This window comes from Streptomyces sp. XH2 (genome assembly GCF_049725035.1).
In the GTDB taxonomy this organism is placed as follows: Bacteria; Actinomycetota; Actinomycetes; order Streptomycetales; family Streptomycetaceae; genus Streptomyces; species Streptomyces roseoverticillatus.
Genome location: NZ_JBMMMZ010000007.1, coordinates 376986 through 389718 on the forward strand (window position 1 = coordinate 376986; position 12733 = coordinate 389718).

The window sequence follows — 12733 nt, forward strand, 5'->3', positions numbered from 1 at the left end:
GGGTTACTTGATGACCGTGATGCGGTCGGCCGCCGGCGGGGCCAGCGGGGCGGTCTTCGACGAGTGGGCCGTCAGGTAGGCGTTGAAGACGTCCAGGTCGGACGCGCCGACGCGCTTGTTCGTGCCCTCCTTGAAGGCGGGGAAGCCGTCGCCGCCGCCCATCAGGAACTCGTTGCCCGCGACGCGGTAGGTCTTCGCCGGGTCGATGGCGGTGCCGTTCAGCTTGACCGACGAGGCCACGACGCGGTCGGCGCCCTTCTTCGTCAGGTCCAGGGTGTAGGTCAGCCCCTTGCTGATCTGCAGGATCTTCGGCTGGGCCTCGTTCGGGCCGCTGACCTGCTGCTGCAGCGCCGCGATGACCTGCGCGCCGGTCAGGTCCTTGCTCTGCATCATGTTGGTGAAGGGCTGGACGGTGAACGCCTCGCCGTACGTCACGACGCCGTCGCCCTCGCCGCCCGACGCCTTGAAGGCCAGGTCGGAGCGGATGCCGCCGGGGTTCATGAACGCGATCTGGGCGCCGCCCTTGTCGGCCGGGGCGAGGGCCTCCAGCTGGGCGTCGGTGATGACGTCGCCGAGCGGCTTCTCGTACTCCTCGGAGCCGCGGCCGTTGATGTCGGCGGTGATGTAGCCGACGGGCTTGTCGGCGACGGGCGCCGCGAGCTTCTTCCAGTGGTCGATGAGCGCGGTCATGTCCGCGGCCTTGGACTGGTTGCGGTCCACGACGTGGTTCGCGGTGCGCGGGTTGTTCGCGGCGGGCTTGCCGTACGCGCTCTTCTTGACCGGGGTGCGGACGATGTCCTTGGTGCGCCGGTCGTAGGTGAGCGTGGTGTCGGTGTACAGGCGGCCGAAGGAGGCGGCCGAGGTGACCGTGCGCGGGGCGCCGGACGGGTCCGGGATGGTGCAGGCGTAGGCCTGGTGGGTGTGGCCGGTGACGAAGGCGTCGACCTTGGGCGTCACCTTCTTGGCGATCTCCACGATCGGGCCGGAGATGCCCGCGCCCGCGCCCGGGGTGTCGCAGTCGAAGTTGTACGCGCCGGAGGCCGGCATGCCGCCCTCGTGGACCAGGGTGATGATCGACTTCACGCCCTGGCGGTCGAGCTCCTTGGCGTACTTGTCGATCGTCTCGACCTCGTCGGCGAACTTCAGGCCCTTGACGCCCTCGGCGGTGACGACGTCCGGCGTGCCCTCCAGGGTGAGGCCGATGATGCCGATCTTCACGCCCTTGTGCTGCCAGACCGTGTACGGCTTGAGGATCGGCTTGCCGGTCTTCTCGTCCAGGACGTTCGCGGCGAGGTAGGGGAAGCGGGCGCCCTTGAAGGTCTTGCCCGGCTCGGCGCAGCCGTCCTTCGGGTGGCAGCCGCCGCGCTGCATGCGCGTCAGCTCGGCGCGGCCCTCGTCGAACTCGTGGTTGCCGACGGAGGTGGCGTCGAGGCCGATCCTGTTCATCGCCTCGATGGTCGGCTCGTCGTGGAAGAGGCCGGTCATCAGCGGGCTGGCGCCGATGAGGTCACCGGCCGCCGCGGTGATCGAGTACTCGTGGCCCTTGCGGGCGGTGCGCAGCGAGTTGGCGAGGTACTCGACGCCGCCGGCGGGTATGGCCTTCGTCGTGCCGTCGGGCCGGGCCTCGGTGACCGTGCCCGACGAGCCCTGCGGCGGCTCCAGGTTGCCGTGCAGGTCGTTGAAGGAGAGCAGCTGGACGTCAACCGTCCGGCCGTGCGTACGGGCGTCGGCCGGGACGGCGGTGGCCAGGACACCGGCGGTGGCGGCGAGCGCGGCGGCGGTCGCGGTCAGCCGTCTCGCCAGGCGCTTGCGTGGCGGCGTCGCGTGCATGTGTTCCCCTTTGTGCATGTCTGCGTACGAGAGGTGGACGAAGTGGTCTGCCGCAGCGTAGATCAACCCGCGTAGAACGTCAGGAGGGTTGGCTGTGCCGATTCGCCGTCACCCGCGTCGTAGGCTCGCACCATGAGCGACGTCACGAACAACGCGAACGGGCAGCGGACGGTCGAGGTCCTGGACGAACTCGGGCCCGGACCGGCGCAGGACGTGCTGCGGCTGATCGCCGAAGCGGCGGAGACCGACGGGCAGCCCGCCGTCTCCGAGCAGGGCCGGCTGCAGCTGAAGGGGCGCCGGCCCGGCGTCCGGCACGTCCTGCTGCGGACGGACGACGGACTGCTCGTGGGCTACGGCCAGCTGGAGGACAGCGACCCCGTCGAGGCGCCGGCGGGCGAGCTCGTCGTGCACCCCTCGCACCGGGGCCGCGGGCACGGGCGGGCGCTCGGCTCGGCGCTGCTCCACGAGTCGGGCAAGCGGCTGCGGGTGTGGGCGCACGGCGGGCACCCGGCGGCGCGGCACCTCGCGCAGGTGCTGGGCATGAGCCTCTTCCGCGAGCTCCGCCAGATGCGCCGCCCCCTGCACGACCTCGTCCTCCCCGAGCCGGTGCTCCCCCCGGGCGTGACCGTGCGGACCTTCCGCCCCGGCGAGGACGACGCCGAGTGGCTCGCCGTGAACGCGGCGGCCTTCGCCCACCACCCCGAGCAGGGCTCGCTCGTCCAGCGGGACCTCGACGACCGCAAGGCCGCGGACTGGTTCGACCCCAAGGGCTTCTTCCTCGCCGAGAAGGACGGCCGCGTCATCGGCTTCCACTGGACGAAGGTCCACGCCGAGGAGGGCCTCGGCGAGGTCTACGTCCTGGGCGTGGCCCCCGGCGCCCAGGGCGGCGGCCTCGGCAAGTCCCTCACCACGCTCGGCCTCCGCCACCTGGCGGCCCAGGGCCTGCCCACGGCGATGCTGTACGTGGACGCCGACAACGCGGCGGCGGTGGCGGTGTACGAGGGGCTGGGCTTCCAGATCCACGAGACGGACCTGATGTACCGGACGGAGAGCTGACGGAGGGCCGGGGGCCCGGCCGGCGCCCGCCCCGCCCCCGCCCTCAGGGCGAAGTGAGCGGCTCCGCCGCGTAGGCCCGGTGGAGCAGGTCCACGAAGGCCGGTGCCGGCGGCAGGGCCACCGGGCCGATCCGGTGCACCGCCACACCCGGCGTCCACGAGTTCATGACCACGGCCCCGGCCAGCCCCGGCAGGCAGGCCGGGGTGATCTCCCGGACGCGCTGGGGGACGCCGAGGCGGTCCAGCTGCCGGCGGAGGATGCCCATCGTCGTGCCGGCCAGCATCTCGGCCGCGGGCCACACCACCGCCGAACCGTCCCAGAAGGCCAGGTTCCAGATCGTGCCCTCGCTGAGCCGGCCCCGGCGGTCGACGAAGACGGCGTCGTCGAACCCCCCGTCGGCGGCCCGGCGCAGGAGGTGCGTCTTGGCCGGCTCCCCCACGTGCTTCACGGCCGGGAGGAACCGTTCGTGCTCGACGGGCGCCAGCGCCAGCGGGCCCCGCGGGCCGGACGCGGCCGGACCGGTCCGGACCAGCACCTCGGGCTCCGCCTCCGGGTCGGCCACGGTGAACTCCCCCGCCGGCGAGTACACCGTGGCCGTCAGCGAGAGGTCGGCCGGGCCGCCTTCCAGGGCCGCCCGCAGGCAGGACCGCACCCGGTCGTCGGGCAGCGCCCGGCCGAACAGCTCCTTCGAGGCGGACCGCAGCCGGTCCAGGTGCAGGTCGAGGCCCCGGACCCGGCCCCCGCGCACCTGCATCGCGGTGAAGTGGGCGTATCCGGCGAAGGCGAGCGGCGCCAGGTCCGCGACGGTCGCCGCGCGGCCGTCGCGCTGGACGGCGAAAGAGGGGGAAGAGGGGTCTGAAGAGGTGACGGAAGAGGCCATGGGTGTCACTCCTGCGGTACGGGCGGCAGCGCGGGAACGGCTGCCCACGCGCCGACGCTAGGGCCTGACACCGGTGTGAAGGTCAACCCCGGCCCGGGCGGGCGCGGCACGCCCCCTGCGGCGTCAGTCGCCGCCGCAGCCGCAGGACCGCCGCACCACCAGCGCGGACGGGAACTGCTTGAGCCGCTCGCGGCGCGTGCCCGACACCCGGAGCGAGTCGTCCAGGACGAGGTCCACGGCCGAGCGGGCCATGGCCTGCCGGTCGGAGGCGACCGTGGTCAGCGGCGGGTCGGTCAGGGCGGCTTCCTTGACGTCGTCGAAGCCGGCGACCGCCAGCTCGCCCGGCACGTCGATGCGCAGCTCGCGGGCCGCGCGCAGCACGCCGATGGCCTGGTCGTCCGTGGCGCAGAGCAGGGCCGGGGGGCGGTCGGGGCCGGAGAGCAGCTCCAAGGCGACCTTGTAGGCGTCGTAGCGGTTGTACGGGGCCGGGAAGAGCCGGCCCTCCAGGGACTTGCCGGCCTCCCGCATGGCCCGGCGCCAGCCCTCGACGTGGTCGGTGACGGGGTCGCCGATGGTCGGGGTGCGCTCGGTGCCGCCGAGGCAGGCGACGTAGGGGTGGCCGTGCTCCAGCAGGTGGCGGGTGGCGAGCTGGGCGCCGCCGATGTCGTCGGTGACGACGGCGACGTCGTCGATCGCGTCGGGCCGGCGGTGCATGAGGACCACCCGGGCGTCCCAGGCGTCGATCTCCGCGGCCGCGTGCTCGCTGGGGCCCTGGCTGATGAGGATCAGGCCGGAGACCCGCATGCCGAGGAACGCGCGCAGGTAGTGCACTTCGCGCTCGTCCAGGTAGTCGGAGTTCCCGACGAGGACCATCTTCCCGCGCTCGGCCGCGGCCTGTTCGACGGCGTGCGCCATCTCGGCGAAGAACGGCTGGCGGGCGTCCGGGACGATCAGGCCTATGAGGTCCGTACGGCGGGACGCCATCGCCTGGGCGACCCGGTCCGGCCGGTACCCCAGCTCCTTGATCGCGGCCAGCACGCGCTCGCGCGTGGCCGGTGCCACCGGCCTCGGTCCGTTGTTGATGACATAGCTGACCACCGCGGTCGACGTCCCCGCCAGTCTCGCCACATCGTCCCGCGTCACCTTGGCCACGCGCGGAAGTCTACGCGGGTCCACTCACCGCTCGGCCGGGCGAGCGGTCCCGCTCTCCGCGGCCTCCGGCTCCTCCGCCCGCCGCGCCTTGGCGGAGTCCTTGGGCTTGCCCTCCCCGGGATTGTCGATCTTCTCCGGCACCACGAACCGATAGCCGACATTCCGGACGGTGCCGATGAGGGACTCGTGCTCGGGCCCGAGCTTCGCCCGCAGCCGCCGCACGTGCACGTCCACCGTGCGCGTACCGCCGAAGTAGTCGTAGCCCCAGACCTCCTGCAGCAGCTGGGCCCGGGTGAAGACCCGCCCCGGATGCTGGGCGAGGTACTTCAGCAGCTCGAACTCCTTGAACGTGAGGTCCAGCACCCGGCCCTTGAGCTTCGCGCTGTACGTGGCCTCGTCCACGGAGAGGTCGCCCGTGCGGATCTCCATGGGGCTGTCGTCCGTCGAGATCTGCTGGCGGCCCATCGCCAGCCGCAGCCGCGCCTCGACCTCGGCGGGGCCCGCGGTGTCGAGGAGGACGTCGTCCACGCCCCAGTCGGCGGTGACGGCCGCGAGGCCGCCCTCGGTCACGACGAGGATCAGCGGGCAGCCCGGGCCGGTGGAGCGCAGCAGCTGGCAGAGGCTGCGCACGTGCGGAAGGTCACGGCGGCCGTCGATCAGTATGACGTCGGCCCCGGGGGTGTCCACGAGGGCCGGGCCCTCGGCGGGGGCCACCCGCACGCTGTGCAGGAGGAGGCCGAGGGCCGGCAGGACCTCCGTGGAGGGCTGGAGGGCATTGGTCAGGAGCAGCAGGGAACTCATCGGCTGCCACCCGCCTCACTGGTCGTACGGTCCTCGCGGACCCGCGCGCTTCGCTCGCCCATGACGTCGGTTCCTCCTCGGTCCCTGCGAAGGGGTACCACCCAGGCCTTGCTCTGGGGGAGAGTGCGGCACTGCTTCGTACGGTTGCGTGTGTCCCGGCACCTGTCGAGGGCACAAGTTCACCACGTGTTCAGCTCATGAATGCACAAAAGGACCCGGGGGCTGCTCTGCCCGGATCCTCTCTGCCCAGCAGAATAACCCACATGACTTTCCGAGGTCCGGACGATTTTGCACGACCTTGTGTTCCGTCGATCACTTCGAGTGGTCATCGCATCGCGCTCTTGACAGCCGACGGGGTCCGTGTGGAAGCGGCCTACCAGCCCCGCGCGGGCTCGCGGATCCCCCCTCCCGACACCCCCGCGGTGGTGCTCGCGCACGGCTTCACCGGCGCCCTCGACCGGCCCGGCCTGCGCCGGGCGGCGCAGGTGTTCGCCCAGCGTGCGGCCGTGATCACGTTCTCCTTCCGGGGGCACGGCGGCTCGGGCGGCCGCTCCTCGGTCGGCGACCGCGAGGTGCTCGACCTGGCCGCGGCGGTGCGCTGGGCACGCTCCCTCGGGCACGAGCGCGTGGCCACCGTCGGCTTTTCGATGGGCGGCTCGGTGGCCCTGCGGCACGCCGCGCTCTACGGCCGTGAGCGGCCTGCCGGGCACGGGGAGCACGGAGGGCGCACGGACGCACATTCCGACACGGTCGTGGCCGTCAGTGCGCCCGCACGGTGGTTCTACCGCGGTACCGCACCCATGCGGCGTCTGCACTGGGCCATCTCACGCCCCGCGGGGCGGCTGATCGCGCGCTACGGGCTGGGGACGCGGGTCCAGGCGGAGGACTGGGACCCGGTCCCGCTCTCGCCCGTCGAGGCGGTCCCGATGATCGCGCCCCGGCCGCTGCTGATCGTGCACGGCGACCGGGACGCGTACTTCCCGCTCGACCACCCTTACGCCCTCGCGGGCGCGGGCGATCCGCGGTCCACGGAGCTGTGGATCGAGCGGGGCTTCGGGCATGCGGAGAACGCGGCGCGCACCGAGCTTCTGGAGCGCATCGCCCACTGGGTGTGCGCTCGCGCCTGACGGCGAGTCCGGCACCGCAGTCGCCACCGCGGCGGCGGAAAGAGCCTTGAGGGCTCTGCCCTCCCAAGGCCGCGGCCCGGTCCGGCACCGCCGGGCTCCCGCGTCGTGGCTGGGCGCCGTCGCGGCGGAAAGAGATGTGAGAGGCCTTGCCTCTCACGACCGCCGCCGCGGCGCGCAACCACCGCGGCGGCGTCCGGCGGTGCCAGAACCTGCTCAGGCCTCTACGGCCGGTTCGGCGAACTGCGCCTCGTACAACCGCGCGTACGCGCCCCCCGCCGCCAGCAGCCCGTCGTGCGTGCCCTGTTCCACGATCCGGCCGGACTCCATCACGAGGATGACGTCCGCGTCGCGGATCGTGGACAGCCGGTGCGCGATCACGAAGCTCGTGCGGCCCGCGCGCAGCCGGCCCATCGCCTGCTGGATGAGGACCTCCGTGCGGGTGTCGACGGAGCTGGTCGCCTCGTCCAGGACGAGGATCTCCGGCTCGGCCAGGAACGCCCGGGCGATGGTGATGAGCTGCTTCTCGCCGACGCTGACGTTGGAGCCCTCGTCGTCGATGACGGTGTCGTAGCCGTCGGGGAGCGTCCGCACGAAGCGGTCGACGTGCGTGGCCTTCGCCGCCGCGACGATCTTGTCCATCGAGGTGCCGGCGGGCGCCCCGTAGGCGATGTTGTCCGCGATCGTGCCGCCGAAGAGCCAGGTGTCCTGGAGCACCATGCCGATGTGGGAGCGCAGCTCCTCGCGCGACATGGCGGCGATGTCGGTCCCGTCGAGGGTGATGCGGCCGCCGCCCACCTCGTAGAACCGCATGAGCAGGTTGACCAGCGTGGTCTTGCCGGCGCCGGTCGGGCCGACGATGGCCACGGTCTGGCCGGGCCGCACGGTCAGCGACAGGTCCTCGATGAGCGGCTTGTCCGGCTCGTAGCGGAAGGAGACCTCCTCGAAGGCCACCTCGCCGTGCACCCGGCCCGGCTTCGGGGCGTCCGCCGGGTCGGCCGACTGCTCCTCGGCGTCGAGCAGCTCGAAGACGCGCTCGGCGGAGGCGACGCCGGACTGCACGAGGTTGGCCATGGAGGCCACCTGGGTGAGCGGCTGGCTGAACTGGCGCGAGTACTGCACGAAGGCCTGCACGTCACCGATGGACAGCGCGCCGGAGGCGACCCGCAGGCCGCCGACGACGGCGACGAGCACGTAGTTGAGGTTGCCGATGAACATCATCGCGGGCTGGATGACGCCCGAGATGAACTGGGCCTTGAAGCCGGCCTGGAAGAGGTCCTCGTTCTCCTTGCGGAAGATCTCCGCGGACTCCTTCTCGCGGCCGAAGACCTTCACCAGCGCGTGCCCGGTGTACATCTCCTCGATGTGGGCGTTGAGCGTGCCGGTGGTCTTCCATTGGGCGACGAACTGCGGCTGCGCCCGCTTGCCGATCTTCGTGGCGACGACGACGGACACCGGGACGGTGACCAGCGCCACCAGGGCGAGCAGCCAGGAGATCCAGAACATGACGGCCAGCACGCCCGCGATCGTCAGCAGTGAGGTGACGATCTGGCTCATGGTCTGCTGGAGCGTCTGGGCGATGTTGTCGATGTCGTTCGTGGCGCGGGAGAGGACCTCGCCGCGCGGCTGCTTGTCGAAGTAGCTGAGCGGCAGCCGGCCGAGCTTCTCCTCGACGTCCCGGCGCAGCCGGAAGACGGCGCGCTGCACGACGGTGGTGGCGAGCCGTGCCTGGACGAGCCCGAACAGGGACGCGCCGACGTAGATCAGCAGGACCCACAGCAGCACCTCGCCCACGGCGTCGAAGTCGATGCCGCGGCCGGGGGTGAAGTCGACCGAGCCGAGCAGGTCGGCGACGGTGCCGTTGCCCTGCCGCCGCATCTGCTCGACGGCCTCGGCCTTGGTGATGCCGTCGGGGAACTTGTTGCCTATGACTCCCGCGAAGATCAGGTCGGTGGCCCGGCCGAGGATCTTCGGTCCGAGGACGGACAGGGTGACGCTCGCGACGCACAGGACGAGCGCGACGGTGATCAGGGACCGCTCGGGTCTGAGGGTGCCCAGCAGCCGCTTGGCGGACCCGGCGAAGTCCATCGACCGCTCGGTGGGCTGGCCGCCCATGAAGCGGGCGATGCCGGTGGCGGGGGCGGGCCCGCGGCGGGCGGGTGCGCCGGGCTTGCCGCCCGCGGGCCCGCCGCCCGCGGCCTTGTCCCCGCCCGGGGAAGCCGGTTTCTCCGGGGTCGTCACGCCGCCTCCTCCTCGGTGAGCTGGGAGAGCACGATCTCCCGGTAGGTCTCGTTGCCGGCCATCAGCTCGCCGTGGGTGCCGGTGCCGACGACGCGGCCCGCGTCCAGGACGACGATGCGGTCGGCGTCGCGGATCGTGGAGACGCGCTGGGCGACGATGACGACCGTGGCGTTCCCCGTCTCGCGGGCCAGCGCGGCCCGCAGCCGGGCGTCGGTGGCGTAGTCGAGGGCGGAGAAGGAGTCGTCGAAGAGATAGATGTCCGGCTTGCGGACCAGGGCGCGGGCTATCGCGAGCCGCTGCCGCTGCCCGCCGGAGACGTTGGTGCCGCCCTGTGCGATCGGCGCCTCCAGGCCGCCCTCCATGCTCGCGACGAAGTCGCGGGCCTGCGCGGTCTCCAGCGCCTCCCACAGCTCCTCGTCGGTCGCGTCGGGGCGCCCGTAGCGGAGGTTGGAGGCGACGGTCCCGGAGAACAGGTAGGGCTTCTGCGGGACGAGGCCGATGGCCTCGGCGGAGCGGGCGGGGTCGAGCTCGCGGACGTCGACGCCCCCGACGGCGACCGTTCCGGCGGTCGCGTCGAAGAGCCTCGGGATCAGCCCCAGCAGCGTGGACTTGCCGCTGCCGGTGGAGCCGATGACGGCCGTGATCTCACCGGGCCGGGCGACGAGCGAGACGTCCTTGAGGACCGGCTCCTCCGCGCCCGGGTAGCGGAACCCGACGCCGCTGAGCTCCAGGTGCCCGCCGCTGCGCAGCGCGGTGACCGGGTTCGCCGGCGGCACCACGCTGGAGTCGGTGGCGAGGACCTCCTGGACGCGCTCGGCGCAGACCTCGGCGCGCGGCACCATCATGAACATGAAGGTGGCCATCATGACGGCCATCAGGATCTGCATCAGGTAGCTGAGGAACGCCGTCAGCGCGCCGATCTCCATGTCGCCGCTCTCGATGCGGTGACCGCCGAACCAGAGCACGGCGATGGAGGAGAGGTTCACGACCAGCATCACGGACGGGAACATCAGCGACATCAGCCGGCCGGCCTTGAGCGAGACGTCCATCAGGCCGGCGTTCGCGCTGTCGAAACGTTCCCGCTCGTGGGTGTCGCGGACGAAGGCGCGGATGACGCGGATGCCGGTGATCTGCTCGCGCAGCACCCGGTTGACGGTGTCGATCTTGTCCTGCACCCCGCGGAAAACGGGGCGCATCCGCCAGATGATCAGCGAGACGATCACGCCGAGGACGGGCACGATGACGAGCAGCAGGGCGGACAGCGGCACGTCCTGGTCGAGCGCCATCAGGATGCCGCCGACGCACATGATCGGCGCGGACACCATCAGTGTGAACGCCATCAGGACGAGCAGCTGGATCTGCTGCACGTCGTTGGTGGTGCGGGTGATCAGCGAGGGCGCACCGAAGTGCCCCATCTCGCGCGCGGAGAAGGACTGCACGCGGTCGAAGACGGCGGCGCGCAGATCGCGCCCGACCGCCATCGCGGTCCGGGCGCCGAAGTACGTCGCACCGATCGCGCAGACGATCTGGGCCAGGGTGACCGCGAGCATCCCGCCGCCGAGGGACAGGATGTAGCCGGTGTCACCCTTCACGACACCGTTGTCGACGATGTCGGCGTTCAGGGAGGGTAGGTAGAGCGTGGCAAGCGTCTGGACGAGCTGCAGGAGCACGATCAGCGCGATCGAAGTGGAGTAGGGCCTCAGATACGCCCGTGATAGTCGGACCAGCACACTCGGCAGCCTAAGCGAGCGCCTCGCCGTGCGGCCTCCGTATTTGCACGGGCGGCGCTCCGCTCCTGCGGCACCCGTCATCATGGGAGGCGGCAGAAGAAGGAAAGGGGTCGCCGTGGCGACGACACAACCGGCACACCCGGTCAAACCGGCCCTGCCGGGGCAGCCGGGCCCGGTGGGCACCATCCGGTACTGGGCCGCGGCGAAGGCCGCCGCCGGCACGGCCGAGGAGCCGTACGCTGCGCGAACGCTCGCGGAGGCGCTGGACGCGGCCCGCCGGCGGCACGCGGAGCGCCCCGACTTCGCCCGGGTGCTGACGCGCTGCTCGTTCCTCGTGGACGGCGCCCCGGTCGGCACCCGTGACCACGCAACGGTCCAACTGGCCGAGGGCGGCACCGTAGAGGTGCTCCCGCCCTTCGCAGGAGGGTGACCCCGGCAGCATGAGCAATCAGCCGCACCATACGTACGACCCGCAGGACCCGTACGGCTCGTACGACGCCTACGACGCCCGGACGCAGCGCTATGACGCGCAGTCTTACGGGCAGCAGGACGGGGCGTACGGCTCGTACGAGCACCAGCAGCACGCGCAACAGCAGCAACACCAGCATCAGCAGCAGGCGCAGCAGCCGCAGGACCCGTCACCGGCACACGGCTCGTACGGTGACGCGTACGGCGCCTACGACCCGTACGCCCAGCAGCAGCCGCAGGCACAGCAGCAACACCAGCAGCAGCCTCAACCGCAGCAGTACCAGTGGCCGACCAACGGCGGCCGGGGCTTCTCCGCGCACGACGAGCCGGTCACCCAGACCTGGCAGACGCCGACGTGGGACACGGGCACGTGGCAGCAGCCCCCCGTCCCGCAGGCGGAGGACCGCTCCCACGGCGCGTCCTGGTCCGCCGGCAGCCCGCTGCCCGAGGAGCGCCCGGCCGCGTCCGGCGTCGTGCCCCGCGCGGCGGCCCCGGTCGTGCCCGCGCCGGTGCACGAGCCCGCGTCCCTCGCCGAGCCCGGCGACGGCCACGGCGCCGACGGCCACGGCAGCGGCAGCGAGCGGCCGATGACGGCCGCGGAGAAGGCGAAGGCCGAGGGCCGGGCGCAGATCCTCTCGCCGGGCCTCAAGCCCGCCCTGGTGACGACGGCGCTCGCCGCGCTGCTCGCGCTCACGGCGCCGCTCGGCCAGTTCGCGCTGGCGGTGCCGCTGGTGCTGCTGCAGGCGGTGACGGCCGCGGGCTGGTTCCGGCTCAACGGCATGTGGCCCGCCCGGCAGGGCATCGCGCTCGCCTTCCTCGGCGGCGTGGCCGCCGACATCGGCATGCTGGCCACCGACCGCACGCAGGCGCCGACGGTCGTCATCGGCACCCTCGGCGTGTGGATCCTGCTGGTCATCGTCCTGCAGCTGCGCAGCCACGCCTCGCCGGACGAGCGGCTGTACGGCCTGACGGCGGCCGCCGCCTCCTCCGCGCTCGCGGTCCTCGCGGCCGGGCACCTGGCCGCGTCCTCCGACGCCGTCGTGGTCGGCGCGAGCGCCGTGGCCGTGACCGCCCTGGCGCGGGCGCTGCCGCTGCCGTCCCTGGCCGCGCCCGTCGTGGCACTGCTCGCGGCCGCGGGTTCGGGCATCGCCACCGGCGGTCTGACGGACCTGGGCACCTCCGGCGCCCTGCTGGGCCTCGCCGCGGGCGCCTGCGCGCTGATCGGCCTGCGCGTCGCGAGCTACGACTACCCGTCGCGGTTCGTGCACATGACGGCGGGCGTGGCCCTGCCGCTGGCGGCCGCGGCCCCGGCGGTCTACGTCCTGGGCCGCGTCCTGGGCTGAGCCGCCGCCGCTCGCCCTTCCCTCCCCTCTCAGTGGTCCGGTTAGGCTCCATGGCATTGCAAGGTCAGTGCAGGGGCCTGACCGGGACCCGGGGGAGCTGGAGAATCC

10 protein-coding genes are annotated in these 12733 nt (G+C 72.5%); 4 read left to right on the forward strand and 6 right to left on the reverse strand.

Annotated elements, in window-relative coordinates; genetic code table 11:
- Nucleotides 1-3: 3 nt before the first annotated feature.
- The gene (locus ACOTKD_RS16960; RefSeq protein WP_424889775.1) at nt 4-1830 is read right to left on the reverse strand and encodes a bifunctional metallophosphatase/5'-nucleotidase; all 1827 of its coding nucleotides are present in this window, start codon (nt 1828-1830) and stop codon (nt 4-6) included.
- 132 nt (nt 1831-1962) lie between these two features.
- Between ACOTKD_RS16960 and mshD the strand changes: the two genes are divergently transcribed.
- Entirely contained in the window at nt 1963-2886 is a 924-nt protein-coding gene (gene mshD / locus ACOTKD_RS16965) for a mycothiol synthase (RefSeq protein ID WP_424889776.1), read from the forward strand.
- Nucleotides 2887-2929: 43 nt separating this feature from the next.
- Here mshD and ACOTKD_RS16970 read toward each other — a convergent pair whose 3' ends face one another.
- The 3 genes from ACOTKD_RS16970 to ACOTKD_RS16980 form a co-directional block, all read right to left on the reverse strand.
- Entirely contained in the window at nt 2930-3766 is an 837-nt protein-coding gene (locus tag ACOTKD_RS16970) for an aminotransferase class IV family protein (protein WP_424889777.1), read from the reverse strand.
- Nucleotides 3767-3889: 123 nt separating this feature from the next.
- Nucleotides 3890-4918: a LacI family DNA-binding transcriptional regulator gene (locus tag ACOTKD_RS16975; protein WP_424889778.1), complete on the reverse strand. Its 1029-nt coding sequence runs from the start codon at nt 4916-4918 to the stop codon at nt 3890-3892.
- A 24-nt stretch (nt 4919-4942) separates the two neighbouring features.
- On the reverse strand, nt 4943-5719 hold the full coding sequence (locus ACOTKD_RS16980; protein WP_424889779.1) for a response regulator transcription factor: 777 nt from the start codon (nt 5717-5719) through the stop codon (nt 4943-4945).
- A gap of 263 nt (nt 5720-5982) precedes the next feature.
- Here ACOTKD_RS16980 and ACOTKD_RS16985 point away from each other — a divergent pair, with 263 nt between their 5' ends.
- Nucleotides 5983-6846 carry an alpha/beta hydrolase family protein gene (locus ACOTKD_RS16985; RefSeq protein ID WP_424889780.1) on the forward strand — a complete coding sequence of 288 codons (864 nt, stop codon included), beginning with the start codon at nt 5983-5985 and terminating at the stop codon, nt 6844-6846.
- A gap of 213 nt (nt 6847-7059) precedes the next feature.
- On the opposite strand, the gene ACOTKD_RS16990 is transcribed toward ACOTKD_RS16985, so the two are convergent.
- Both ACOTKD_RS16990 and ACOTKD_RS16995 read right to left on the reverse strand, forming a co-directional pair.
- The gene (locus ACOTKD_RS16990; RefSeq protein ID WP_424889851.1) at nt 7060-8958 is read right to left on the reverse strand and encodes an ABC transporter ATP-binding protein; all 1899 of its coding nucleotides are present in this window, start codon (nt 8956-8958) and stop codon (nt 7060-7062) included.
- Nucleotides 8959-9080: 122 nt separating this feature from the next.
- Nucleotides 9081-10814: an ABC transporter ATP-binding protein gene (locus ACOTKD_RS16995; protein ID WP_424889781.1), complete on the reverse strand. Its 1734-nt coding sequence runs from the start codon at nt 10812-10814 to the stop codon at nt 9081-9083.
- A 115-nt stretch (nt 10815-10929) separates the two neighbouring features.
- On the opposite strand from ACOTKD_RS16995, the gene ACOTKD_RS17000 reads away from it, so the two are divergent.
- Complete coding sequence (locus tag ACOTKD_RS17000) at nt 10930-11244, forward strand: MoaD/ThiS family protein (protein WP_424889782.1); 315 nt, start codon at nt 10930-10932, stop codon at nt 11242-11244.
- Between the two features lie 10 nt (nt 11245-11254).
- Nucleotides 11255-12625 (forward strand): hypothetical protein, encoded by a 1371-nt coding sequence (locus ACOTKD_RS17005; protein WP_424889783.1) that lies wholly within the window; start codon nt 11255-11257, stop codon nt 12623-12625.
- Nucleotides 12626-12733 lie beyond the last annotated feature (108 nt).

What these genes read in the sequence shown, in the direction of transcription:
- ACOTKD_RS16960 (WP_424889775.1), bottom strand. Translation starts at nt 1,830, where the DNA reads ATGCACGCGACGCCGCCACGCAAGCGCCTGGCGAGACGGCTGACCGCG.
- mshD (WP_424889776.1), top strand. Translation starts at nt 1,963, where the DNA reads ATGAGCGACGTCACGAACAACGCGAACGGGCAGCGGACGGTCGAGGTC.
- ACOTKD_RS16970 (WP_424889777.1), bottom strand. Translation starts at nt 3,766, where the DNA reads ATGGCCTCTTCCGTCACCTCTTCAGACCCCTCTTCCCCCTCTTTCGCC.
- ACOTKD_RS16980 (WP_424889779.1), bottom strand. Translation starts at nt 5,719, where the DNA reads ATGAGTTCCCTGCTGCTCCTGACCAATGCCCTCCAGCCCTCCACGGAG.
- ACOTKD_RS16985 (WP_424889780.1), top strand. Translation starts at nt 5,983, where the DNA reads ATGACTTTCCGAGGTCCGGACGATTTTGCACGACCTTGTGTTCCGTCG.
- ACOTKD_RS16990 (WP_424889851.1), bottom strand. Translation starts at nt 8,958, where the DNA reads ATGGGCGGCCAGCCCACCGAGCGGTCGATGGACTTCGCCGGGTCCGCC.
- ACOTKD_RS17005 (WP_424889783.1), top strand. Translation starts at nt 11,255, where the DNA reads ATGAGCAATCAGCCGCACCATACGTACGACCCGCAGGACCCGTACGGC.